Consider the following 22,548-nt stretch of genomic DNA (forward strand, 5'->3'; position numbering starts at 1 on the left):
CGTTCCCGGAACAGGGGGAGGTGGTTCATCGTTCATCTGTATGTGGGTACGGAGGGACAGTGTCCCCGGGCCTCACTCATCGCCCGTGGAGAAGATCGTTCGGTCGAAGCCCACGGAGCCCCTCGCCGAGAGGCGACCGCCCTTCGTACCCGCCCTCATGCCGCCCCGGCTGGTTCCCCCCGACCAGCCGGGGTGTTTCGCGTGCCCGGGCGCCGGCCGCTCGTCGTCACCGGCCGCCGCCACCGCCGGCTCCGGCGAACCGGCCGCCGGAGCGCTAAGGAGTGTCTTCAAAGTGGCGTCGTTCGCCCGTAGGGCGGGCCGGGCGGTGTCTGGTGCGTGCGATCGCAAGGCGGAGGAGGGAGCCACTGCGGAGCATGGGCGACCGACGACAACGCGGCTGGGGGTCCCCCTGCTCGAGCGCAGCCGAGAGCTCGGGGGAGTGCGTGCCAGACGCCGGCAGGCAGACGAGACTTCGAAGACACGACCTAGCGGCCGAGGAGGGTGAAGGCCGCCAGGCCGGCGACCAGGGTCGCGGCCAGGGAGAGGGAGGCCACGACGATGCGGAGCAGGCGCTGGCGGAGCTCCTCGTACCGCGCGGTGTACTCCTCGCGGAGCTCCGCCGCACAGCGCACGATCGCCTGCAGGGTCCCCTTGGACTGTTCGAGGTGGTCCGCGGCGTACTGGCGGACGACTTCCTCGCGCTGCCCGGTGGTGAGCCAGAGCATCCGCCCGGCGAACGCCTCGGCCTGCTCACGGGCGCGCCGCATGGTGGCCTGGGCCATGAGGTAGCCCTCGATGGCGCTGATCCCGGCCGCCGTCTCCCGTACGTGCGGGGCCCGGCCCTGCCTCACCGCTCGCCTTTCGGGAGGAAGCCGCCGGACTCCTGCTCGGGGTCCACCACGTCCCGGCCCGCGTTCCAGGACCGGTCGATGCGGGAGATCTCGGGGTAGTGCAGGTCGAAGGCCGGGGCCTCGGAGCGGATCCGGGGCAGGGTGAGGAAGTTGTGGCGGGGCGGCGGGCACGACGTCGCCCATTCGAGGGAGCGGCCGTAGCCCCAGGGGTCGTCGACCTCGATCCGCTTGCCGATCTTGGAGGTCTTCCACACGTTGTAGAGGAACGGAAGGGTCGAGATGCCCAGGAGGAACGCGCCGATCGACGACACCATGTGCATGGTGGTGAAGCCGTCGGCGGCGAGGTAGTCGGCGTACCGGCGGGGCATGCCCGCGGCACCCAGCCAGTGCTGGATGAGGAAGGTGAGGTGGAAGCCGATGAAGAGGGACCAGAAGTGGATCTTCTCCAGTCGCGCGTCGAGCATCTTGCCGGTCATCTTCGGCCACCAGAAGCTGAAGCCGGCGAACATCGCGAACACCACGGTGCCGAAGACGACGTAGTGGAAGTGGGCGACGACGAAGTAGGTGTCGTGGACGTGCCAGTCCATGGGCGGTGAGCCGAGGATGATGCCGGTCAGCCCACCGAAGAGGAAGGTGACCAGGAAGCCCGCGGCCCACAGCATGGGCGGCTCGAAGCTGAGCGATCCGTTCCACATGGTGCCGATCCAGTTGAAGAACTTCACGCCCGTGGGCACGGCGATGAGGAAGGTCATGAAGGAGAAGAACGGCAGCAGTACCGCCCCGGTGGCGAACATGTGGTGCGCCCACACCGTCACCGACAGGCCGGCGATGGCGATCGTGGCGGACACCAGCCCGATGTAGCCGAACAGCGGCCTGCGGGAGAAGACCGGGATGACCTCGCTGATGACGCCGAAGAACGGCAGGGCGAGGACGTACACCTCCGGGTGGCCGAAGAACCAGAACAGGTGCTGCCACAGCAGCGCGCCGCCGTTCTCCGGATCGAAGACGTGCGCGCCCAGCTGGCGGTCGGCCTGCAGCACGAGCAGGGCGGCGGCCAGGACGGGGAAGGCGAGCAGGACCAGCACCGAGGTGAGCAGCACGTTCCAGGTGAAGATCGGCATGCGGAACATCGTCATGCCGGGGGCGCGCATGCAGATGATCGTGGTGATGAAGTTGACCGCGCCGAGGATCGTGCCGAACCCGGACAGCGCCAGCCCCATGACCCACATGTCGCCGCCGGTGTACGGGGTGCGCTCCCCGCCGCTGAGCGGGGTGTACGCCGTCCAGCCGAAGTCCGCGGTGCCCTGCGGGGTGAACAGGCCCATCATGACGATGAGGCCGCCGAAGAGGAACAGCCAGTACGACAGCATGTTCAGCCGTGGGAAGGCCACGTCCGGGGCGCCGATCTGCAACGGCATGATCGCGTTGGCGAACCCGGCGAACGTCGGGGTCGCGAACAGCAGCAGCATGATCGTGCCGTGCAGGGTGAACGCCTGGTTGTACTGCTCGTTGGAGATGAGCTGGAGGCCCGGCCGGGCGAGTTCCGCACGGATCACCAGGGCCAGGGCGCCGGCGAACGCGAAGAACGCGAACGACGTGATCAGGTAGAGGTGCCCGATCTTCTTGTGGTCCGTCGTGGTCAGCCAGTCCACGGCGATACGCCCCCAGCCACGACCGGGCGTGGGGACGAGGGTGGGCGGCTCCGTGGAAGTGACCATGAGGATTCCCCAGTAGTTTCGGCGCAGGACACAGCGGGCGAAAGTCCGAAATCCCGCCTTCTCGCACTATAAAGATCTCTAGTCGACGGTGCGCGACGACTGACCCGAAAGCACCTGAAGAAGGTCGTATGACTTATTCGGATGTCAAGGTGTCAAGAAGTCCTGTGTGGTCTGCCCGGGTGGGACGCGAGGCCCGCACGGGAGCGCCGAGCCCGTCCGCGCGGACCCGGTGGGCGCGCCGGCCGTCCGGTGACCGCCGCCGGGGCCGGCGCCCGTGTCGGACCCGGCGCGCGCACGGGTCGATCGAGGAGGAGGGACATGCCGCATTCGGACGAGGAGTTGCTGGACTTCGACACCGACACGCTGGAGGACTGGGACGAGGACCGCGCGCGAGCCGCCCTCGACGGTGAGGACGGCACGCTGTACCGCAACCACCTGCGCATGGCCCTGCACCTGGACCGGTGGGCGCGGGCGGAGAGCGGGCGCACCGACACCGACCCGCGCTACAGGGCCGGCTACGCCCAGGCGCTCGAAGACGTGGCCGCGTTCCTGAGGCAGACCTACTACCTGCCCGGCGACCGGGACTGAGGAGTCGCCGCGCCCGCGCGGGTGCGGCGGCCCCCCGCCGTGGTGGCCCCGCGGCGGACCTTCGCGACCACGGGAGACACACCGGGCCGGCGAAGGGCCGGCATCGGAGTGAGGGCGTAGGCTCGAATGCGAATATCCGGCATGATTCCGGACGGAAAACCCCCGACTCACGCGGCAGGCCCATTGGCTCGGTCACTGGTCTGCGTAAATGGGAGAAGACCATGAGCATCGCGGCCTTGACGAGCGACAAGCAGCCCCGCGGCGGTGGGTCGGAGTCCCCCTACATCACGGCCACCTTCCGCATCCGCCGCTTCAACCCGGAGATCTCGGACGAGGCGACCTGGCAGGACTTCCGGATCGAGATCGACCCGAAGGAGCGCGTGCTCGACGGTCTCCACAAGATCAAGTGGGACGTGGACGGCTCGCTGACCTTCCGCCGCTCCTGCGCGCACGGCATCTGCGGCTCCGACGCGATGCGGATCAACGGCAAGAACCGGCTGGCCTGCAAGGCGCTGATCAAGGACATCAACCCGGAGAAGCCGATCACGATCGAACCGCTCAAGGCCCTGACGGTGCTGAAGGACCTGGTCGTGGACATGGAGCCGTTCTTCCAGGCGTACCGGGACGTGATGCCCTTCCTGATCACGTCCGGGAACGAGCCGACGCGGGAGCGCCTGCAGTCCCCGGAGGACCGGGAGCGCTTCGACGACACGACGAAGTGCATCCTGTGCGCCGCCTGCACCTCCTCCTGCCCGGTGTTCTGGAACGACGGCCAGTACTTCGGCCCGGCCGCGATCGTCAACGCCCACCGCTTCATCTTCGACTCGCGTGACGAAGCGGCGGAGCAGCGGCTGGAGATCCTCAACGGCCAGGACGGCGTGTGGCGCTGCCGCACCATCTTCAACTGCACCGAGGTGTGCCCGCGCGGCATCGAAATCACCAACGCCATCAGGGAGGTCAAGCGGGCGCTGATCACGCGGCGGGTCTGACTCGTGCGGCGGGCGCGCCGACCGCGGTCCGCACCGCTCGCCCGGGGCGAGCGGTGCGGCCGGGTCAGCGGCCGCGCCGTACGGCCCTCCCGATCAGCCACGCGGCGGCGAGGCAGAACCCGGCCGCGGCGAGCGTCCGGCCGCGCGGCGCCCGGGTGCCGGCCGGAAGGAGGTCCCTCGCCCGGTCGAAGGCGCTCAGGGGCACGCCGAGGACGGCGTTGGCCGGCGGCCTGCGGGGCACCACCGGATGGGGGTGCGTGGGCGCGGTGCGGCGCACGGACTCCCACACCGAGCCCAGCCGGCGCAGGCGCGCGGCGTCGAGGGCGTCCCGCAGCCGGGGCAGCAGCAGGTCCTCCTCGTCCCGGATGTCCTGCCGGATCAGGGCGAACGCCTCGGCGGCCAGCTCGTCGTGACGCGGGTCGTCCGCCCCGATCCGCTCCATCTCGGTGACGAGGTCGTTGATTCGCTGGTGCTCGCTCTCCACCCGCGCGGTCAGCTCCTCACCGTCGGGAGCCAGGCGCCGCAGCGCGGGCCACAGGACGGTCTCCTCGGCGAAGGCGTGGCTGAAGGTGAGCTGCACGACGTCCTTGAGGGTCCGCCGCCGCTCCTCCCGCGTCCCCCGGCCCGACTCGTACAGCCCCATCAGGCATTCGAGTTCGGCGTGGTCCCGGCGCTGCCTCGCCAGGACGCTGCCCTCGCCGCCGAGTTCCTCGACGCTCTGCTCCGCGATCGACTGGGTCATGGTTGTCCTCCTCGGGTCACCGTGTCGCGGGTGGGCACGGCGCGTGAGCGGTACTCCCGGAGCGATCGCGCCGGGCCGGGCGGGGCCGGCCGCCGGCGACACGGCCCGCCGCGCCCCGGGCCGTGTCACGTGGGCCGTGCGGCGCGGCGCCGGTGCCATGATGAACCGTCTCCCTCCAGGAGCGGCGTGTGCCGCACGTCCGGCGGGCCACCCCGGCGGCTACCCCTCGCGGTCACCTTTAGACCCGGGCCCCGCCACCGGACGGGTCGGCGGCGGAACGGCTGCCGCCGGTGCCGGGTCACGCGCCGGGCGACGCGTCCGTCCCCGCGGCGCGCGCCGGGCCGTTCGGCGTCGCCAGGCGTGGCCCGGCGCGACCGGGGCGGACGGCGGACGGACGATTGCGAGGAACCCATGACGTTCTCCCTGCACTCGTGCGTCAGGCCCCGGCATTCCGCTCGTACCGCGGCGCGGAACCGGCGGGGGACCGTCACGCCCGCCGTCCGCGAGACGGCGTGGTGAACGGCACCCCCTGCCGGGACCGGCCGGTGCCACCGTCCACGCGCCGCGCCGCGGCGCCCGGCCGGGCCGGTCCCGCGCCGGCCGCTCCCCGGGAACGCGGCGTGACCGGTCACGAGGGCGCCCGGCCGGGAGCGGGCGGCCCCCGGCCGCGCCCCCGGCGGACGCCCCGCCGGCCGTGCGACGGCCCGGACTGACCGCGCGGTTCGGTTCGGCGGCACCGACCCCGGCGGCGGAACGGGGCCCGCCCGCCGCGCACCCTGCCCGCGGCATCCGGCGCACCGGCGGCCCCGCCCTTCCGCGCGCCGGACGACCGCGCCCATGGGGACCGGGTGCCCGGGCCCGCCGGCCGCGCGACCGGGAGCCCGGGGGAGCGCGCCGGTCCCACCCGCCCGCGCCGCCGCCCGGGCGGGTGAAGGCGGTGCTACCGGGTACCCGCCAAGGCATGATCAAGCGCGCACTGTGGCAGGGACTGCTCGCCGGCACCGTGGGAGGCGTCGTGATGACCCTCGGCGAGAAGATCGAACAGGCCGTCACCGGCCGGCCCGACTCCCATGTGCCGGCGCGGGTCCTGCAGCGGCTGACCGGTCTGCCCGAGCGCCCCGGAGTGCAGCCGCTGCCGGTCAACTGGGCCATGCACTACGGCCAGGCGGCCCTCCTGGGCGTGCTGCGGTCCGTCATGGCCCAGGCGGGACTGCGCGGGCCGCTGGCCTCCGCCAAGTTCACCGTCGTCCGCCTCACCAACGACCAGATCCTCGAGAACGCGACCGGCGTCGGCGCGCCGCCCTCCACCTGGCCCCGCGGGGAACTCGTCGTGGACCTCCTGCACAAGACCGTCTACGCCTTCGTCACCGGTGCCGTCGCCGACGCCCTCGCCGCCCGCGACGGCCTGGGCCCCGGGCAGCGCCACGCCGCCGTCCGCCCCGGCCGCCACGCCCACGTCGCGCCCCTTCCCCGGAAGGACGCCTACGGCCGGTGAACCGGGCGGCCCGCGTCCCGCCGGGCACCGCCGCCGGGCGAACGGTCACCGGAGGCGTGTCCGCCCACCGGCGCGGCGCGTCCGCGTGCCCGCGCCGGCGGGGAATCAGCGGGCCGTCGTGGTGAGGCGTGGTCAGCCGCCTGGGGGCCTTCCCCGGCGGCCCGCCCGCGAGCCGCGGTAGGCGGGGCGGCGGAGCGTCGCGAGGGTGCCGCCCGGGGAACCCGCGGGCGCTGTGCGGCGCAGATGTCGAAGCCCGGGCTCTCCGCCTGCCGCAGCGGCAGGGCGGTCCGTACCGTCAACACGGCGAACGCGCGCCACGACCCGTCGGCGGTGTCGGCGCACAGCTCGAAGACGAGCGGCCCGGCAGATCCTCACCACCCTCTCGAACGCCTTCGAGACGGCGATCGACGGCAAGCGCCTGGTGCGCAACCCGATGCGCGCGAGGTCGGCGCGCCGGCCCAAGGCGCCGGAGGAGCAGCGGGAGGCGTGGCCGCTGGAGACCGCACCGCCGGCGCGGGCCCGTAGGGGAGGGTGAGGTCGATCGAGTCGGCCGCGGGCGAGTCCAAGGAGTGGATCACGGTCAGGTGGCGGACTCCGCTGCGGACGGCCCGCACCACGACGATGACGCGGCTCTCCTCGATCCATCGGTGCTCGTTCACGCGCAGCGACTCGTGGACGACGAGCCGCCGGAGGCCGGCGTTGAAGTGGGAGAAGGTGTCCCCGAGGACCTGCTCGACGTCGGGGTTCTCACCGTGGACCCGCTGGACGACCGCAGGGTCGTGCGGCGGGGCGCCGCCGCGGGGCCGACGGGGCCCAGCGGCGAGCGCCCGCCGGCAGGTTGAGCAGGGGCCCCAGCGCGCCGACGGCGCGCGGGGACGCCGGCCTCTCGGGATGGCTGCGCCCCCGCTGCCGGTAACTGAGCGTGGTGAGGCTGACGTTGATCTGCTGACCGTGGAGGTAGTCGCGCCTCGCGGCGCGCCACGACCCCCGCGCCCATGGCGTCCGGGGGTCGGTTGAGGCGGGGAGGCGGGCCCAGGCCGAGAGGGTGTCGCATAAAGCCGGTCTCCGCCAGGAACCCTCGCTGCGGGGCCGGGCGGGTCGGGCCCGTAGGACGCGGGTGTGGTCGGACGGCGGATTCGGTCGCGGCGAGGATGCGCCGCACACGGCGGATTGATCGGGCGCGTATCGTGCGGAGGCTCCGCCTGCCACGGTCGGAGCCCTGGGCGAGACAGTCCGGCGTGTGGGCTGCCTTCAGCTCCGAGGCATGGGCGCGGTTCAGGCGCCGGCGACCACGGCACCCAGGATCATGCCGCCGACCAGGCCGGCGGCGCTGACCACCAGGGCGACCGTCGCGAGCCGCTCGTGCCGGACGGTCTTGGCGATGATTGCCAGTACCAGGCCGATGGCGCCGAACACGATCGGCAGGAAGACCAGGGCGACCACCCCGAGCACGATGGCGATGATGCTGAGCACGTTGTTGTTGGTCGACGCGTGCTGCTGGCCGGTGGGCTGGTTGCCGTACTGCGTGCTCATGTGCCACTCCTTCGAGACGATCACCGTGAGAGCTGACCGGGGAGGATTCCCGGCCGCCACCCGGATACCCCCAAGGGCCTTTCGCATACGGGGACTTGCGCTGTCGCGTACACACGCTCCGGTTCCCGGGGAAACCTGTCGGCGCGCCCGGCCCCGCCGACCGTGCCCGTGAGGCGTGCGGCGAGCCCCTTCTCCGGGCTCGGCGGCGCGAACGCCCCGGACTTCCGCCGCATACGTCGCGGCCGGTGATCCGGCCCGCGCTCTCCCGGTGTTCCGACGCGCCCTCGACGACGCGGTACGGCTGTTCGGAGCGGAGCACCCCGAGACGGCGGCGATCCGGGCCGCCTACGCCGTCGTCCGCCGCCACCACACGGGGTGGAAGTGGCATGTGCGCCCGATCGGTCGCCGCGGCACGCAAGGAGCGATGCTGCGCTCAAGGCGGCCGTGGTGTTGGGTGGTGCCGCGTGCCTGTTGTCCATGTGAGGGAGGAGCGGCGTCATGGGAATCCCCGCGTCGGGTCGTCGGGTGCTCGTGAGCGGGGCGTCGCGCGGTTTGGGCCGGGCGCTCGCCGAGGCGTTCGCCGCCCGTGGTGACCGGGTCGCCGTGCACTTCTCCACGCGGGAGGACGAGGCCCGCCGGACGTATGACGGCCTCGCCGGTGCGGGGCACGTGCTGATCGGCCAGGACCTCGCCGACCCGGCCGGCGCGGCCGGGCTCGCCGAGGCGGCTGCCGACGCGCTCGGCGGGATCGACGTCCTGGTCAACAACGCGGCGGTGAACAGCCCTCACCCGTTGCCGGAGACGTCCTATGAGGAGTGGGTGGCGGCCTGGCAGCGGCACGTGTCCGTGAACCTGCTGGCCACCGCCCATCTGAGCCACCTGGCGGCGCGTCGGATGATCGACCAGGGGAGCGGCGGCCGGATCATCAACATCGGGTCGCGCGGCGCGTTCCGCGGTGAGCCGGACCATCCGGCGTACGGGGCGACGAAGGCGGCCGTCCACGCTCTCGGTCAGTCCCTCGCGGTGTCGCTCGCGCCGTACGGCATCGCTGTCGCGTCGGTCGCGCCGGGCTTCTTCGCGACGGAACGGGTGGCGGCCCGCCTCCAGGGCGCGGAGGGCGACGCGATCCGCGCGCAGAGCCCCTTCGGGCGGGTCGCCGAACCCGCCGAGATCGCAGAGGCCGTGCTGTGGCTGGCGTCCCCCGCCGCCGAGTGGGCCTCCGGTACGGTCCTGGACCTGAACGGCGCCTCCTACCTCCGGACGTGACGGACGGCCGGGACGCCGGGGAACATCCCGGCGGCCCACGCCCGTGCTCGGGCGGCAGCGCGATGCGTCGGCCGCGGCGAGGCGTGCCTCCGACGACACGGGTCCGCGCCGCGGCCTGGCCGCCGCTCCTCGGCCTCCCGGGCCGCCACGTCGAGGTGGCCGCCGATCCGGGCCGCGGGCCGGGTGTGGGGCAGGCCGAAGTGGTCGTAGAGGGAGGCGAGAGCCACGGGGGCGTCGGCGGTGATGTCGAAGGCCATGATGACTCCTCGTCTCGAGGCGTGGTTCATGGCGGCCGGTTCGGCCTCGTCCGCCGACCCGGTGTCACCAGGGGCCTGTCCGGCGGATCATGCCTGCGCCGCGGCGTCCCGGCACGCATCAGACCACCGCTCACCGGCACGCACCAGGCACCGCCCCGCGAAGACGGTCTGATCCGTGGGGTGAAGCCACGGAACTTTCGTACAAGACAGGACTACCGAAGTCGGCGACGGTAGAGGCATGCGCAGACACGAAGCGGGAGCCGGCTCCACGGATCGCGATGCCGAGAACGGCTGGGAGGTCGCCCATCCCCTCGGCGGCACCTCCCTCGGCGGCGTTCGGATGGCCGGGTTCCGGGACCGCGCCGCCGCCGGGCTGGACCTGCGGGTGCTTCCCCAGCCCACCGTGGTCGTCGTCATCGGGCTGGGGGGCAACCCGGTCACGGTGGAGAGTGCCACGGGGCACCAGCCCATGAGGAGCCTCGTCGCCCCGTTGTCGCCCGGCCCGGCCCGCATCCGTGGCGAGCGCGTGGAGTGCGTCGAAGTGTGCTTGTCACCCCGGGCCGCCTATGCGCTGATGGGCGTTTCCCCGCGCGAACTGGACGGATCCGTCACCGCTCTTGAGGACCTGTGGGGGCGCCACGAGCGACGCCTCCATGAGCAGTTGACCGACGCCGAGACGTGGCAGGAACGCCTCGCGCTGACGGACGAGTTCCTCAGGAAGCGGGCTGCGGGGGCACCGTCGATGTCGCCCGAGGTCGCCGCGGCCTGGGCCACCATCGTGGCCCGTCGAGGCCGGATACGGGTCGGTGACCTCGCCGCGTCCTCCGGATGGAGCCGCAAGCGGCTGTGGTCCAGGTTCACCGCCCAGATCGGCCTCACCCCCAAGCGTGCCGCCATGCTGGTCCGCTTCGACCACGCCGCCCGAGCGCTCCGCGCGGGCGAGAGCGCCAGCAACGTCGCCCTGGCCTGCGGATACGCCGACCAGCCCCATCTCCATCGCGACGTGCTGGCCCTCGCCGGGTGCACGCCGGGCGTTCTGGCCGGCAGCACCACGTCCGCCGACTGACCCGTGCCCACACCGAAGGGACCGGCCACAGGCACGAGTGTCCAGGCCGGCTCATGCACGTACCACCACACGAAGATGGGAAAGCATCCATGGCGAACACCGATGTCCAAGCAGCAGGCGTGGCCGACCGCGATCTGATCGTCCGCCTCGCGTTCGGGAGCATGGCCGCGCAGACCCTGCGCGCCGCAGTCCGGTTGGGAGTGGTGGAGTTGATGGGCGATACGCCACGCCGGGCCGCCGACGTGGCCGGCGACGCCGGAGCCGAACCCCAGCCCATGACGCGGCTGCTGCGCGCCCTGACCGGGCTCGGCCTGCTGCGGGAGCACGCCCCCGGTACCTTCTCGGTGACCCCCGCGGGCGCACTCCTCGACCCCGGGCGCCCCGACTCGCTCACGTCGTTCGTGAGGATGTTCACCGAACCGGCGATCGTACGCGCCTGGGAGCACCTGGACGGCAGCATCCGCACCGGCGAGGTCGCGTTCGACGCCGTCTTCGGCACGGATTTCTTCAGCCACCTCGCCCAGCACCCCGAACTGTCCGCGGATTTCAATGCGGCGATGAGCCAAGCCGTCTCGGAGGCCGCCGCCGCGCTGCCGTACGCCTTCGACTTCGACCGGTTCACCACGGTCACCGACGTCGGCGGGGGCGACGGAACCCTCCTGGCCGGTGTACTCGCCGCGCATCCGGGCCTCACCGGTACGGTCTTCGACACGGCGCAGGGCCTGGCCGAGGCGCCGAAGACGATGGCGCGGCACGGTGTGGAGGAGCGCTGCTCCCTGATCGCCGGGGACTTCTTCCGTTCGGTCCCCGAGGGATCGGACCTCTACATGATGAAGAGCGTCCTCCACGATTGGACGGACGACCAGGCGGTCACGATCCTGAGCCACTGCCGCGAGGTGCTGCCGGCCGGCGGCCTCGTCCTGATCGTGGAGCCCGTTCTTCCCGAAGTCGTCGACACCAGCGCGGAAGCCGACGTCACCGACGGCGGAGTCACCTATCTGAGCGACCTCAACATGCTGGTGAACCTGGGCGGCAGGGAGCGCACCCGCAGGGACTTCGAGGAGGTGTGCCACCGCGCGGGCCTGTCCCTCACATCGGTCACCCCCCTCACGGACGCGGCACCGTTCTCCCTCATCGAGGCCGTGGCAGGGACACGGAAGGGCAGGTGAGGGACCGTGCCGCCCACTCCCCAGCGCCGCGCGTCCTCCCCAGGACCCCGAAAAGGCCCTTCCGGAACATTCGCTACCGCGAGATTGATCGGCGGGTCCGTGCCGCCGCCTACAGCCAGTCCCGCCGCTTGAAGACGAAGTACAGGCTGGTGCAGACCCCCGCCATCAGCAGGATCGCGAACGGGTACCCGCCCGCCCGGTGCAGCTCCGGCACGTGGTCGAAGTCCATGGCGTAGACCGTTCCCACCAGGGTGGGTGCGAAGAGGATGGCGGCCCAGGAGGAGATCTTCTTGAAGTCCTCCACTGGGTGGCGCTGACCTGCGGCGACGAGGTGGAAAACACCTCTGACTTGCAAAGATGTGTCTTTCTTCGGCTTTCGGGATTGCGCCGTGTTGCGCAGACGATTCTCCCCACGGACTCCCCGGGGCCGTTCGTTCTCCCCAGATTCCCCCCAGGGATGAACTGCGCCACAGGGGAGAGCCATGGGGGCGTCGCTCCTCTGAAGCGGTATGACAGACACGCTGCGTGACCGCTGTGGTCCCCAGGGTTCTGACGGCAGGTTCTCCGTCTGCTGCCGGCTTGGAGGCGGTCGGTAGACGGTCCGGAGCTACGGTCCCCGTCCTGGCGGCATCCTGCGGCTACGAAGCATTCTTGCCTACGGCGGGGTCACCTCGCGTCGGCGAGGAGGACTTTCGTCGGGTGGACCCGGCAGGGAGTCACGCCACCCTTCCGCCGACGCAGGGGTGCTCCCTTTCGGGCCTCCCGGCGGCAAGTGTCCCGGCGGTTGCCGTGGGGCTCCAGGGCGGCGTGTTTCTGGAGTGGACACCGAACACGGAGCCCGACTTCAAGTAGTACGAGGTCTTCACGTCCGAGAAGTACGGCGCCGAGGGCGGATTCGTCCGGCTCGCCCACCGCGTCGAGTACCTCGGCGAGGAGGCCACCTCGTTCCTCCACGGCAGTGCGGCAATCGGGGCGCCGGAGGCAGACTGAGCCCGGTCCGGCCCGCCCGGGCCCGGCGTTACACGGTACCGCGCAGGGGTGGAACGTGTCGGGCGCTGACGGGGCGCAGCTCGCCGCAAGGCCGTTGAGGGTGTACATGGGCTGGGCGATGAGTACTGACTTCGGCTCGTCAGGGTGAGGCTGGTTCGTCGAGGGTCAGGCCGGTGCCGACAATGAAGCCGTCGAGAGTGTCAGGCCGGTGCGGCAGGCGCCTGAGCCGGTTGGACAGGAGGACTTCGAGTCGGTCCCAGGCGACGACGGCAAGGTTGGCCAGTCTGCGCTTGACATGTGCCCATACGCACTCGACCGGATTGAGGTCGGGCGAGTGGACAGGCAGCAGGAACACCTGCCCGGGCCGAGACCGAGGTGCCTGTTCACGTCGAGTTCGGACGGGCCGCAGGGGCTCGCATGGGCGCGGAGCAGCAGAGGCGGCGCCGACGAGGGCGTCGTCCCGCTGCGGACCGGGAAGGACCTGCCGCATCAGTAGCGTGCCGAAATCCTTCCCGGCGCTCCCACCGTCACGACCCCGGCGAGAGCGCCGAGGACCGCGGAGGGGCTGAACACGAACACGGGGGATCGAACTGTGGTCGTGCCGTTCCGGCCGCGCCCCGCCCGGAGCGCGGCCGTCCGCCCGCGCTCTCACCGGTCGGCTGCGAGGTCGGTGCTCCGGTCGTCGTCCCGGTGACCGTGTTGCTGTGTGGCCGTCGCTTCGGTTCCGCGTCAGGGGGTGAGCGCGTCTTGGTGGCCGCCGCGCCATTCGGCGAGCAGGACGGTGGCGTCGTCGTCGAGCTCACCCGCATGGTGCTCCAGGACGGAGTGCATCAGCCGACGCAGGGTCTCGTGGACAGTGTGGCGCCCGGAGTGGTGGCGCAGGACGAATTCGACGAAGCGGTCCCTGCCGAACTGGTTGCCCCAGGCGCCGCGGGCTTCGACGACCCCATCGGTGTAGAGCAGGAGCCGGTCACCGGGTTCGAGTTGCTCGTGGCACGGGATGACGGGCAGGCCCAGGCCCGTGCCCATCGGACCGGCCGGTGTGCAGGCCAGTTCCGTGGTCCACCGGCCGTCGCGGAGCAGGAGCGGAAGGGGGTGGCCGCGGTTGACGAAGGTCAGCCGTCCGGTGACCAGGTCGAGTTCGGCGAGGATGCCGGTGACGTACCGGGTGGAGCCGAACTGCTGCGACAGGGTCTCCTCCACCGCCTGACTGGTGTCGGGCAGGGACATGCCTTGGCGACGGGCATTGCGGCAGGCCGCCACCGCCACGTTGGCCGTGATCCCGGCAGCGGTGTCGTGCCCCATGGCGTCGAAGACGCTCAGGTGCAGGATGGTGCCGGCCACGGCGTAGTCGAAGGCGTCGCCGCCCACTCCGTAGGCGGGTTCCAGTACTGCACCCACGGTGACGCCGTGTCCGGCGTACGCGGGAGGCGGCATCAGGTTCCACTGCATCTCCGCCGCCACGTTCATCGGCTCGGTGCGTACCAGCCGTGCGAAGGAGTCGCTGAAGGAACGCTTGCTGAGCAGCAGCAACGCCACCATGGAGGCGAGGTCCCGCAGCACGTCGCGGGTCTGCGCGTCGTCTGTGGCGGTGTCCGCCCGCAGGACGCCCAGACGCTCGACGCCGTCGGTGACAGGCACCCACCACCGCCGCAGATTTCGGTGTGTACCGGTGTCCGGTTCGGCCAGCAGATCCACGCGCTGGTACGCGCGGCCCGGCAGCGTACCGTCGATCGCCACCCGCGTCCCACCTTCGCCGGCATCGGCTCCTCGCCCGGTGACCTGCCGCAGCACCGTATCGCGCAGGTCCACCACGAAGATCACCACGTCGTGCAGGCCCGCGTCGGCGCCGTGCCGGGCGATGAGGTTCGGAAGCTGTTCGAAGGTGGCGGTGTGGCTGTCCTGCATGAGTCGGCCGAGCATGCGTTCCCCGCGGACGGAGCCCGTCACGGCACGCTCTCCGTCAGGCCGGCGGAAGGCTGCCGACCGCCGCCGTGCCGAGTCGTTCCCTGGCGGCGCTCAGAGCGGCGTCCACGTCCCGCGTGCCGGTCGAGACGCACAGGGTGTAGGTCACATCCGCCATACGCTGCCGGACCTCCTGGCCCCCGGCCTCCGCGTGCAGCGCGGCCAGGGTCTCGTACTGCTCGACGAGATCACGCAGAACCGCGGGGTGGGCCATCAGCATGACAGGTCTCCTCGTACACCGCACGGGCGCCGCTCGCCCGTTCGCGTCGGCGCCTACCCGGTCTTTCCCCGGACACTCCCATGGTCCACGACCGCGATGAATCGCGCTCACCAGCGCGCCGGAGGAAGCACACGAGACACCTCCGGCCTCGGTATACCACTGGGCTGTCTGGTCACTCGCCAGAGGTGGAAAGGGCGCGACATCAACGGCAGGCCGAGCCGCCCCCAGCCGCGGCGGACGGAGGCGGCCCGTCGAGCACGAAAGGATCCGATCATGGTGCGCAAGAAGAGGGAAGGCGACCAGGACCAGCGGCGCGAGGCGGCGCTGGAGGTCGAGCGGGCCGGCGAGCAGCCGAGCGGGCGCGGTACGACGACCGGCGTGTCGAAGCAGCGCATGCACAAGGCCGCCTCGGCGTCGCACGAAGAGAGGACGGCGACGCCGCACCGCGGCGAGCAGCGGTCCGCCTCCCGCGAGTAAGACGGCGCCCGGACGGCTGCCGGGTCCGCCGAGCGCTCGTTCACCGGGCGGGGGCGGCAGGACTACTCGGAGACGTACGAGCGGGTCTTCCGGGCTGTGGCCGAGGCGGAGTGGCAGCACCGGGGTGAGGGGGGTGTACCTGGCCGAAGTGTCCCGCCGCATCGGTCTGCCGTAGGACGAGACCCGCACCCTGCCCATGACCTGACCACCACCCATGGTCTGGTGAGCGAGCTGGGCGGCACGGACTCTCCCGACCTCGGGCCCCGTTACGAGACGAAGCCTGGCCGTTAGGCGGGGGCAGACGATGCGGGTGTCTCCCCGGCAAGCCGTGCTTCTGCCACCCTGCGGCCGTGAGCGGGAGGAACCGGTCCCGGGACCCGAAGGACGGCCGGCGGACTCCGTGCGCACTGCGACGAGATTCCGTCGCCGATCGCTGGCAGGGCGGCGTCTCGGAGCACGTCCCTCCCGGGACGTGGCGCCTTCTTCCTCGTCCGTACGGCGACCCGCACGCCGGTCGGTCCGCTGTCCGGCCTTCCTGCCCCTGTCGTGCGGGGAAAGCCGGCCGAAAGCGGTTCACCCACGGCATTCGTGCCTTGCGAATTCCGCCTATCCCTCTTCTTGAGGGAAACGCCACCGGTTCCTCGGGGGAAATGTCATCGGCTGAGCGGTTGTGTACTACACGAGCGTGAACGTCGCGTGAGCGGGTAGCCGCATTCCACTTGAACGACCGGGCGGAACCGCTTCTGCCCAGGCTGCCGGGGAGGCAGGGTGCGAGGACGGTGGCATGGACCGGGTGTCGGGATGCTGGTGGTCCTTGCCGCCGCGGTCAGTGCCTGCGGCACGCTTCCCGAGCGGCGTGACGAGGTCACCGCGGAAGTCACCCGGTTCGAGCAGGCGCTGGGCGCCGGACGACACGATCGTTTGTGCGCGGCTTTTGCGCCCGCCACCAGGGAGGAATTGGAACAGTCCGCCAAGAGCCGGTGTGAGCAGGCGATCGGCCAGGCGATCGAGGAGCGGGAGCTTCCTGCGGCAGGTGCCGTACGAGAGGTGGATGTGTACGGCGACCAGGCCCGGGTGGTGCTGGAACAGGACACCGTGTTCTTGGCGCGCTTCCCAGCCGGCTGGAAGGTGACGGCCGCCGGATGCGCGCCGCGCCCCCAGCGGCCGTACGAATGCGAGATCAAGGGTGGGTGAGAAACCATGAGGGCACTGTTCACCGGCACCCTGCTGGTGATCGTCGGTGGTCTGGCGTACTTCATGACGCTGGGGCTGACGCACCGATGAGCACCGTACCGGAGCCCGGCGAGGACACCGCACCGGAGCGGCACCGCGTACGGCGCTTTCTGCGGGACAACGGCCTCGGACTGTTCTTCCTGTCCACGTTCCTCCTCGCTCTCGTCGGCCAGGCCGTGGCGGGGCGCGCCCAGTTCAACAACCAGCTCGTCAGCGACGGTCTGCCGCCCGTGGGCTTCGGCGCCTACGTGACGTCGTCGGACTTCGCCGTCGACGTCACCGAGAACTGGCAGTCGGAGTACCTGCAGTTCTTCCTGTACATCTTCGCCACCGTCTGGCTGCTGCAGCGCGGGTCGCCGGAGTCCAAGGAGCTCGGCAAGGCCGGCACCGAATCGGACGAGGACCAGATGGTCGGTGAGCACGCCACGGAGGACTCACCCCGCTGGGCCAGGCACAAGGACTGGCGCGGGATCGTCTTCTCCCGGTCTCTGGGCCTTGTCATGGGCGCCGTCTTCCTCCTCTCCTGGCTCACGCAGTCGGTCACCGGTGTCGCGGCCTACAACGAGGAACAGTTGCGCCGGTTCCAGGCTCCCGTCACATGGGCCGAGTACCTCTCCTCGGCGGACTTCTGGAGCCGCAGCTTGCAGAACTGGCAGTCCGAGCTGCTGGCGGTCGCGTCCATGGCCATTCTCGCGATCTACCTGAGGCAGCGCGGGTCCCCGGAGTCCAAGCCCGTCGGTGCGTCCCATTCCGCCACCGGCGTCGAAGGCTGAGCCGCACGGGCGGCAACCGACGGGCCCCGCGTCACGGGCACGCCCGTGGACCCGCCGCGCGGCGACGAGCCGGCAGTCCGCCGCCATGGCGGGCGCCGCACGGCGGGTCCGGGCGCACGGGCGGCGGGGACACGCACCGTTCCACCTTCGGGGCCGTCTCCGCAGCCGACACCGATCGCCCCCGCGTCGGCAGCCGCCTCCGAAGCGCCTCGACCGCTGTCGGTCGACGCGGAGGACGCCTTCTGCCGGTCGGTCATCGGACGTCATGGGCCCAGCGGGACACGACTCGGACGTTAGGGGCCGGAGACGAGGGGTACCGATGACGGGCGGCGCTCCACGGGCCGCAGGGACGCTGGGAGGTGGACGTGGACGCGTCGGTGGACCGGATCGCGCAGCCATGGGGAAGCCGCACCCCGTACGGACGGCACGAGCCGTGGCCGGCGCGCGTCGACACGTACCTTGAGGCGGGCGTCGAACCGGACGACGTCCAGCAGTGGGTACAGGCCGCGTCGATCCTTCACTCCGACGGCGACGCCATGGACATCGCCGTCGCAGACGGGCGCATCGTGGGCGTGCGGGGCCGGGCGCAGGACCGCGTCAACCACGGCCGACTGGGGCCGAAGGACCTCTTCGGGTGGCAGGCCAACGCCTCAGCCGACCGGCTGACCAGGCCACTCGTCCGCCAGGACGGGCGCCTGGTCGAGTGCGACTGGGACACCGCCATGAACCGGGTCGTCGCCTGCTCCCGCGGGCTGCTGGACGAGCACGGACCGGGCGCGATCGGCTTCTACACCAGCGGACAGCTGTTCCTGGAGGAGTACTACACGCTGGCGGTGCTGGCCCGGGCCGGGATCGGCACCAACCACCTGGACGGCAACACCCGCCTGTGCACCTCCACCGCCGCCGAGGCGCTGAAGGAGTCCTTCGGCTGTGACGGACAACCCGGCAGCTACGACGACATCGACCACGCCGACGTCATCGCCCTGTTCGGGCACAACCTCGCCGAGACGCAGCCGGTGCAGTGGATGCGGATCCTCGACCGGTTGGAGGGCGCCGATCCTCCCCGCCTCGTGTGCGTCGATCCGCGTCCCACCCGGGTGGCCCGCGAGGCGACCGTCCACCTGGCGCCACGCCTCGGCACGAACGTGGCCCTCCTCAACGCGCTCCTGCACGAGATCATCCGTGCGGACCGCGTGGACCACGACTACGTCGCGGCGCACACCGTCGGCTTCGACGAGCTCGCCTTCCGCGTGAAGGAGTACCCCCCGAAGCGGGCGGCCGACATCTGTGACGTGCCGGCCGCCCGGATCGAGGAGGCCGCAGAGCTCCTCGGGACGGCCGACCGGCTGCTGTCCACGGTGCTGCAGGGCGTCTACCAGTCCCACCAGGCCACCGCCGCCGCCGTGCAGGTCAACAACCTGCACCTGATCCGCGGCATGCTCGGCCGCCCGGGGGCCGGCGTTCTGCAGATGAACGGCCAGCCCACCGCCCAGAACACCCGTGAATGCGGCGCCAACGGCGACCTGCCGGGCTTCCGCAACTGGCAGAACAGCGAGCACGTCGCCGATCTGGCGCGAGTGTGGAACGTCGACCCGAAGACCATCCCGCACTACGCCCCGCCCACGCACGCGATGCAGATGTTCCGCTACGCCGAGCAGGGCTCGATCCGCATGCTGTGGATCAGCGGCACCAACCCGGCGGTCTCGCTCCCGGAACTCGCCCGCATCCGCTCCATCCTGGCGCAGGACCGCCTCTTCGTGGTCGTCCAAGACCTGTTCCTCACCGAGACCGCCCAACTGGCGGACGTGGTCCTGCCTGCGGCGACGTGGGGAGAGAAGGCCGGCACGTTCACCAACGCCGACCGCACGGTGCACCTGTCCGACAAGGCGGTCGAGCCGCCCGGAGAGGCCAAACCCGACCTGGACATCTTCCTCGACTACGCGGCCCGCATGGACTTCCGCGACAAGGACGGCGGCCCGCTGGTCACCTGGCACGACCCGGAGTCCGCCTTCGAGGCGTGGAAACGCTGCAGCGCCGGACGTCCCTGCGACTACACCGGCCTCACCTACGACAAGCTGCGCGGCGGCAGCGGCATCCAGTGGCCGTGCAACGAACAGGCCCCGGACGGCACGGAACGCCTTTACACCGACGGCATCAGCTGGGCCCACCCCGACATCTGCGAGAACTACGGCAAGGACTTGGCGACCGGTGCGGCCGACAGCGTCGTCGAATACCGCTCCCTCAATCCCGACGGCAAGGCCATGATCAAGGCAGCCGACTACCTCCCGCCCCACGAGGAGCCCACCGACGCGTACCCCTTCCAATTGACCACGGGCCGCACCGTCTACCACTTCCACACCCGTACGAAGACGGCGCGGGCACCCCAGCTGAACGCCGCCGCCCCCGACGTGTGGGTGGAAGCGTCCGCCCCCGACGCCGCTGCGCTCGGACTCGGCGAAGGTGACTTGGTGGAGGTCACCACACCCCGCGGTGCCCTGCGGGGCCGGCTGCGGGTCACCGACATCCGGACCGGTCTGCTCTTCGTCCCCTTCCACTACGGCTACTGGGACACCGGGGCCGGGCACGCCCCCGGAGGCGACATCCCCGGGCGGGCCGCGAACGAGACGACCGTCACCGACTGGGACCCCGCCTCCAAGCAGCCGCTGTTCAAGACCGCCGCAGCCGCGCTGCGCCTGGTGGAGCGCGGCGACGGCCGTAGCGCCCCCGCGCCGACGACCGCTGCGTCCGCCCCCGCTTCCGGCGCCGTACCGGCCACGACCGGGGGCCCGTCCGCCCTCGTCACCCAGTCGGCCGACGGCACCTGGGACAGTCCCGAGGAGGAGAACCGGTGAACGGCGTCGCTTTCCTGTTGAGGGCCCTCCACCACGGCGAGAAGCACTTGACGAGGCACCTGACGGCCGTAGCCGAGCGCCACCGCACCGAGCACGAGGTTCACCACGTCGCCACGGACCTCGCCGGCTGGTCCCGCGAGCAGGTCCGGTGCCTGTCCGAAACCGCCGGTCACTACGGCTTGGACCTCGACGACTCCGCCGACACACGCCTCCCGGCCCTGGTGTCCACGTTCAGGCAGAAGGCGTCCGAGGCGGTGTCACACCGCTCCGAGCCCGGGCTGCTGCTCCTGCGCGACCTGCGGGAGCTCCACCTCGGCGCCACGGAGAACTCCTTGCACTGGGAGATGCTCGCCCAGGCCGCACAGGCCACCCGGGACGACCGACTTCTCGGCCTGGCCTCCGCGTGCCACCCGGCGACCCTGCGGCAGATGCGCTGGACCAACACCATGATCAAAAATCTCTCTCCGCAGATCCTGACCGGCCCGTGACCGAAGGAGCCGCACGCAGTACGCGCGCCCGGCCGGTGCCGGCGTCGTCCGCTGTTCCGCGGGACCAGTGAAGACCTCGGCGTTCCGGCCCTGTCGGGTGAGGGACGGGGGCGGACCCTTCATCGTCGGGGGAGGGGAAACGGGCCGGGAGGGCGATCGGGCCTGAGGTGTCGGGCCTGCCGGAATCCGGCCTCGGTCAGAAGCGGGTTCGCGTCCCTGGCCGAACCATGCGGTGAGCTGTTCCCAGCGGAGATGCCCCCGGTGGCATGCACCCTTGGTGAACGGGCGGCCGGACACACCGCCGCAGATCCGCCGTCGCGATCGCGATGCAGGCCCTGTACGTACGGTTCGGCTCGTAAGCGGCCCGGGAGCTGTGCCGGAAGGCCACCTGTGGGCCGAGCCTGCACGACATGGAGGCCGCGCAGGTCAGGCTCTGCGGTTTCCCCGGAGGGCCGGACTCCTCGTTGTGTCTCGCGCGGTCGGGAAGCTTCTCGTTCGGCAATGCGTGTTTCCGAGAGGTTCCGTGTTTCTGCCCCCGTGCCGCTGCTTCAGCGTCTGTGGGTCCTACCGGCTTCTGCTGGTGACAACCTCCTACCCGGAGCCGTAGCCCTTCTGCGGCCGCCGCCACGTCTCGCCACCACGTGTAGGGCTGGACCAGCGTGGCGGCCCGGAAGGGGGCGCGTAGAGAAAAGTGTCAGGTACGGGGGAGTTGACCCATAGGTCAGGCACTGGCGGGTCCGGCCCCGCCGCTTGCGGCGGCGCCGGACCGTATCGCCTGCCGCCGCTCGCTGAACGTACGGGCACGCCCGACTGCCTTGGGGGCTGGTCTGCTGATACGAGGAAAGCAGGCCGGTTGCCGGTGCTTTACACCAGGGTGGGGTTCACTGGATCGCTGCGCTCTACGGCCAAACCGGCGCAACACCGTCCCACCCTTGAACGTCGAAAGTGGTTGCGGCAAGGGCAACCGCCTCTGGTGCCTGCTGCGCCGATTGCTTTCGTCAGACACCGGCCTCACAGGTGCCGGAGCGGCAGTGTGTCCATAGGTTTTGGAAACGGGTTCCCTATGAACGACCCAGCGCCTTGGCCAGCTGCTCTTTGTTCATCGATGAGCGGCCTTCGATGCCCCGGCTTTTTGCCTCCTGGTAGAGCTCGTCCCGGGTCGGCTTCTTCGAGCGGTTCCCGGACTTTTCGCCGCCGCGCTGAGAGGGGGACTTCCCCTGCGTGGAGCTCCGGCTGGCGGACTTCGCCTCACCGGAGCGGGCACGTTCCTTGTTCACTGTACGGGCCGCCATCTCCTCGGCCCGGTCCTCGGACATGCCGCGCTTCTTGCCGCTGTCCTTGATGTGCTCGTACTGCCGTTCCCGCTTCGGGCTGGAACCTCGAGGCATGGCCTTTTCCTCTCGTTCGGCTCGGTGTCGCCATGCTGCCTTACTGGTGGCATATTCGCACGGCGGTTCTTTCGGTGCGATGCGCATTCCCTGTGAACCGGGGAAGTAACGAATGCTGCCTGAGAGCATGTGTGCCGAGTACCGCAGGAGAGCTCTTGTGGAAAGGTTCAGGGAGACGGGAGTCGTCAGCAGGGCAGTGGCTGCCGCTCCGGGTGCCACGGTGATGACGTGAACGGCGCCGTCGAGCGTGCCCAGCTCCGGATCAGGGGAATAAAATCAGATTGGGCAGGAATCCGGAGAGGAACTGCACGCCTGTTTGAGCGGTCCGCACCCCCTACGGAAGCTCGTTTCGGCGGCAATTGACCGATCACGCGCTACTTTCGGTGCCTCGGCGCCGGTTTCTGATTGTGGTTACCGCGGCGTGGCAAGGGAACCCTCCCCACCAGCACGGCCGGCCGTTCAGTCGTGGTCGTGCGTTCTCCCAGGGG

The 22,548-nt window shown here is 71.0% G+C and carries 20 protein-coding genes and 2 pseudogenes; 12 read left to right on the forward strand and 10 right to left on the reverse strand.

All coding sequences use genetic code 11. From position 1 onward, the window contains the following. Positions 1 to 485 precede the first annotated feature (485 nt). On the reverse strand, positions 486 to 851 hold the full coding sequence (locus IE106_RS09695) for a hypothetical protein (protein WP_189531969.1): 366 nt from the start codon (positions 849 to 851) through the stop codon (positions 486 to 488). Next, a complete protein-coding gene (ctaD, locus tag IE106_RS09700; protein ID WP_189531971.1) occupies positions 848 to 2,569 on the reverse strand; it encodes an aa3-type cytochrome oxidase subunit I in 1,722 nt (573 codons plus the stop codon). The genes IE106_RS09695 and ctaD overlap by 4 nt, the downstream gene beginning before the upstream one ends. Before the next feature lie 318 nt (positions 2,570 to 2,887). Between ctaD and IE106_RS09705 the strand changes: the two genes are divergently transcribed. Further along, positions 2,888 to 3,157, forward strand: a complete 270-nt coding sequence (locus IE106_RS09705; protein WP_189531973.1) for a hypothetical protein — start codon at positions 2,888 to 2,890, stop codon at positions 3,155 to 3,157. Between the two features lie 221 nt (positions 3,158 to 3,378). Further along, the gene (locus tag IE106_RS09710; protein WP_189531975.1) at positions 3,379 to 4,146 is read left to right on the forward strand and encodes a succinate dehydrogenase iron-sulfur subunit; all 768 of its coding nucleotides are present in this window, start codon (positions 3,379 to 3,381) and stop codon (positions 4,144 to 4,146) included. 64 nt (positions 4,147 to 4,210) lie between these two features. On the opposite strand, the gene IE106_RS09715 is transcribed toward IE106_RS09710, so the two are convergent. Beyond that, positions 4,211 to 4,888, reverse strand: coding sequence for a hemerythrin domain-containing protein (locus tag IE106_RS09715; RefSeq protein ID WP_189531977.1), 678 nt, complete (start codon positions 4,886 to 4,888; stop codon positions 4,211 to 4,213). A 961-nt stretch (positions 4,889 to 5,849) separates the two neighbouring features. On the opposite strand from IE106_RS09715, the gene IE106_RS09720 reads away from it, so the two are divergent. Both IE106_RS09720 and IE106_RS09725 read left to right on the forward strand, forming a co-directional pair. Then, positions 5,850 to 6,383, forward strand: a complete 534-nt coding sequence (locus IE106_RS09720; protein ID WP_189531979.1) for a hypothetical protein — start codon at positions 5,850 to 5,852, stop codon at positions 6,381 to 6,383. 584 nt (positions 6,384 to 6,967) lie between these two features. Beyond that, positions 6,968 to 7,225, forward strand: coding sequence for a hypothetical protein (locus IE106_RS09725; protein ID WP_189531981.1), 258 nt, complete (start codon positions 6,968 to 6,970; stop codon positions 7,223 to 7,225). 433 nt (positions 7,226 to 7,658) lie between these two features. Here the strand turns inward: IE106_RS09725 and IE106_RS09730 are convergent, their stop codons facing one another. Continuing rightward, positions 7,659 to 7,916, reverse strand: coding sequence for a hypothetical protein (locus tag IE106_RS09730; protein ID WP_189531983.1), 258 nt, complete (start codon positions 7,914 to 7,916; stop codon positions 7,659 to 7,661). Between the two features lie 498 nt (positions 7,917 to 8,414). Here IE106_RS09730 and IE106_RS09735 point away from each other — a divergent pair, with 498 nt between their 5' ends. Continuing rightward, positions 8,415 to 9,182, forward strand: a complete 768-nt coding sequence (locus IE106_RS09735; RefSeq protein ID WP_189531986.1) for an SDR family NAD(P)-dependent oxidoreductase — start codon at positions 8,415 to 8,417, stop codon at positions 9,180 to 9,182. Here the strand turns inward: IE106_RS09735 and IE106_RS09740 are convergent. After that, on the reverse strand, positions 9,167 to 9,439 hold the full coding sequence (locus IE106_RS09740) for a hypothetical protein (RefSeq protein ID WP_189531989.1): 273 nt from the start codon (positions 9,437 to 9,439) through the stop codon (positions 9,167 to 9,169). The genes IE106_RS09735 and IE106_RS09740 overlap by 16 nt on opposite strands. Before the next feature lie 238 nt (positions 9,440 to 9,677). Here IE106_RS09740 and IE106_RS09745 point away from each other — a divergent pair, with 238 nt between their 5' ends. After that, on the forward strand, positions 9,678 to 10,505 hold the full coding sequence (locus IE106_RS09745) for a helix-turn-helix domain-containing protein (RefSeq protein WP_189531991.1): 828 nt from the start codon (positions 9,678 to 9,680) through the stop codon (positions 10,503 to 10,505). A gap of 89 nt (positions 10,506 to 10,594) precedes the next feature. Further along, positions 10,595 to 11,674: a methyltransferase gene (locus IE106_RS09750; RefSeq protein WP_189531993.1), complete on the forward strand. Its 1,080-nt coding sequence runs from the start codon at positions 10,595 to 10,597 to the stop codon at positions 11,672 to 11,674. A 109-nt stretch (positions 11,675 to 11,783) separates the two neighbouring features. On the opposite strand, the pseudogene IE106_RS09755 reads toward IE106_RS09750, so the two are convergent. The 4 genes and pseudogenes from IE106_RS09755 to IE106_RS09765 form a co-directional block, all read right to left on the reverse strand. Further along, positions 11,784 to 11,975 (reverse strand): annotated as a pseudogene (locus IE106_RS09755) (CorA family divalent cation transporter); the annotation flags it as partial. Positions 11,976 to 12,803: 828 nt separating this feature from the next. Continuing rightward, positions 12,804 to 13,019 (reverse strand): annotated as a pseudogene (locus IE106_RS31090) (IS630 family transposase); the annotation flags it as partial. Between the two features lie 374 nt (positions 13,020 to 13,393). Next, positions 13,394 to 14,572 carry a PP2C family protein-serine/threonine phosphatase gene (locus IE106_RS09760; RefSeq protein ID WP_229840211.1) on the reverse strand — a complete coding sequence of 393 codons (1,179 nt, stop codon included), beginning with the start codon at positions 14,570 to 14,572 and terminating at the stop codon, positions 13,394 to 13,396. A gap of 55 nt (positions 14,573 to 14,627) precedes the next feature. Then, entirely contained in the window at positions 14,628 to 14,849 is a 222-nt protein-coding gene (locus tag IE106_RS09765) for a DUF5133 domain-containing protein (protein ID WP_189531997.1), read from the reverse strand. Between the two features lie 273 nt (positions 14,850 to 15,122). Here IE106_RS09765 and IE106_RS09770 point away from each other — a divergent pair, with 273 nt between their 5' ends. From IE106_RS09770 to IE106_RS09790, 5 genes are all read left to right on the forward strand, one after another. Then, complete coding sequence (locus tag IE106_RS09770; protein WP_189531999.1) at positions 15,123 to 15,326, forward strand: hypothetical protein; 204 nt, start codon at positions 15,123 to 15,125, stop codon at positions 15,324 to 15,326. An 801-nt stretch (positions 15,327 to 16,127) separates the two neighbouring features. Further along, positions 16,128 to 16,520 carry a hypothetical protein gene (locus tag IE106_RS09775; RefSeq protein WP_189532001.1) on the forward strand — a complete coding sequence of 131 codons (393 nt, stop codon included), beginning with the start codon at positions 16,128 to 16,130 and terminating at the stop codon, positions 16,518 to 16,520. Between the two features lie 86 nt (positions 16,521 to 16,606). Beyond that, the gene (locus tag IE106_RS09780; RefSeq protein ID WP_189532003.1) at positions 16,607 to 17,332 is read left to right on the forward strand and encodes a DUF6766 family protein; all 726 of its coding nucleotides are present in this window, start codon (positions 16,607 to 16,609) and stop codon (positions 17,330 to 17,332) included. Positions 17,333 to 17,697: 365 nt separating this feature from the next. Continuing rightward, positions 17,698 to 20,184, forward strand: coding sequence for a molybdopterin oxidoreductase family protein (locus IE106_RS09785; RefSeq protein WP_189532005.1), 2,487 nt, complete (start codon positions 17,698 to 17,700; stop codon positions 20,182 to 20,184). Beyond that, entirely contained in the window at positions 20,181 to 20,672 is a 492-nt protein-coding gene (locus IE106_RS09790; protein ID WP_189532007.1) for a hypothetical protein, read from the forward strand. The genes IE106_RS09785 and IE106_RS09790 overlap by 4 nt, the downstream gene beginning before the upstream one ends. Before the next feature lie 1,061 nt (positions 20,673 to 21,733). Here IE106_RS09790 and IE106_RS09795 read toward each other — a convergent pair. Then, positions 21,734 to 22,060: a plasmid stabilization protein gene (locus IE106_RS09795; RefSeq protein WP_189532267.1), complete on the reverse strand. Its 327-nt coding sequence runs from the start codon at positions 22,058 to 22,060 to the stop codon at positions 21,734 to 21,736. Between the last annotated feature and the right edge of the window lie 488 nt (positions 22,061 to 22,548).

It is taken from the genome of Streptomyces roseolilacinus (genome assembly GCF_014649335.1).
Lineage (GTDB): Bacteria > Actinomycetota > Actinomycetes > Streptomycetales > Streptomycetaceae > Streptomyces > Streptomyces roseolilacinus.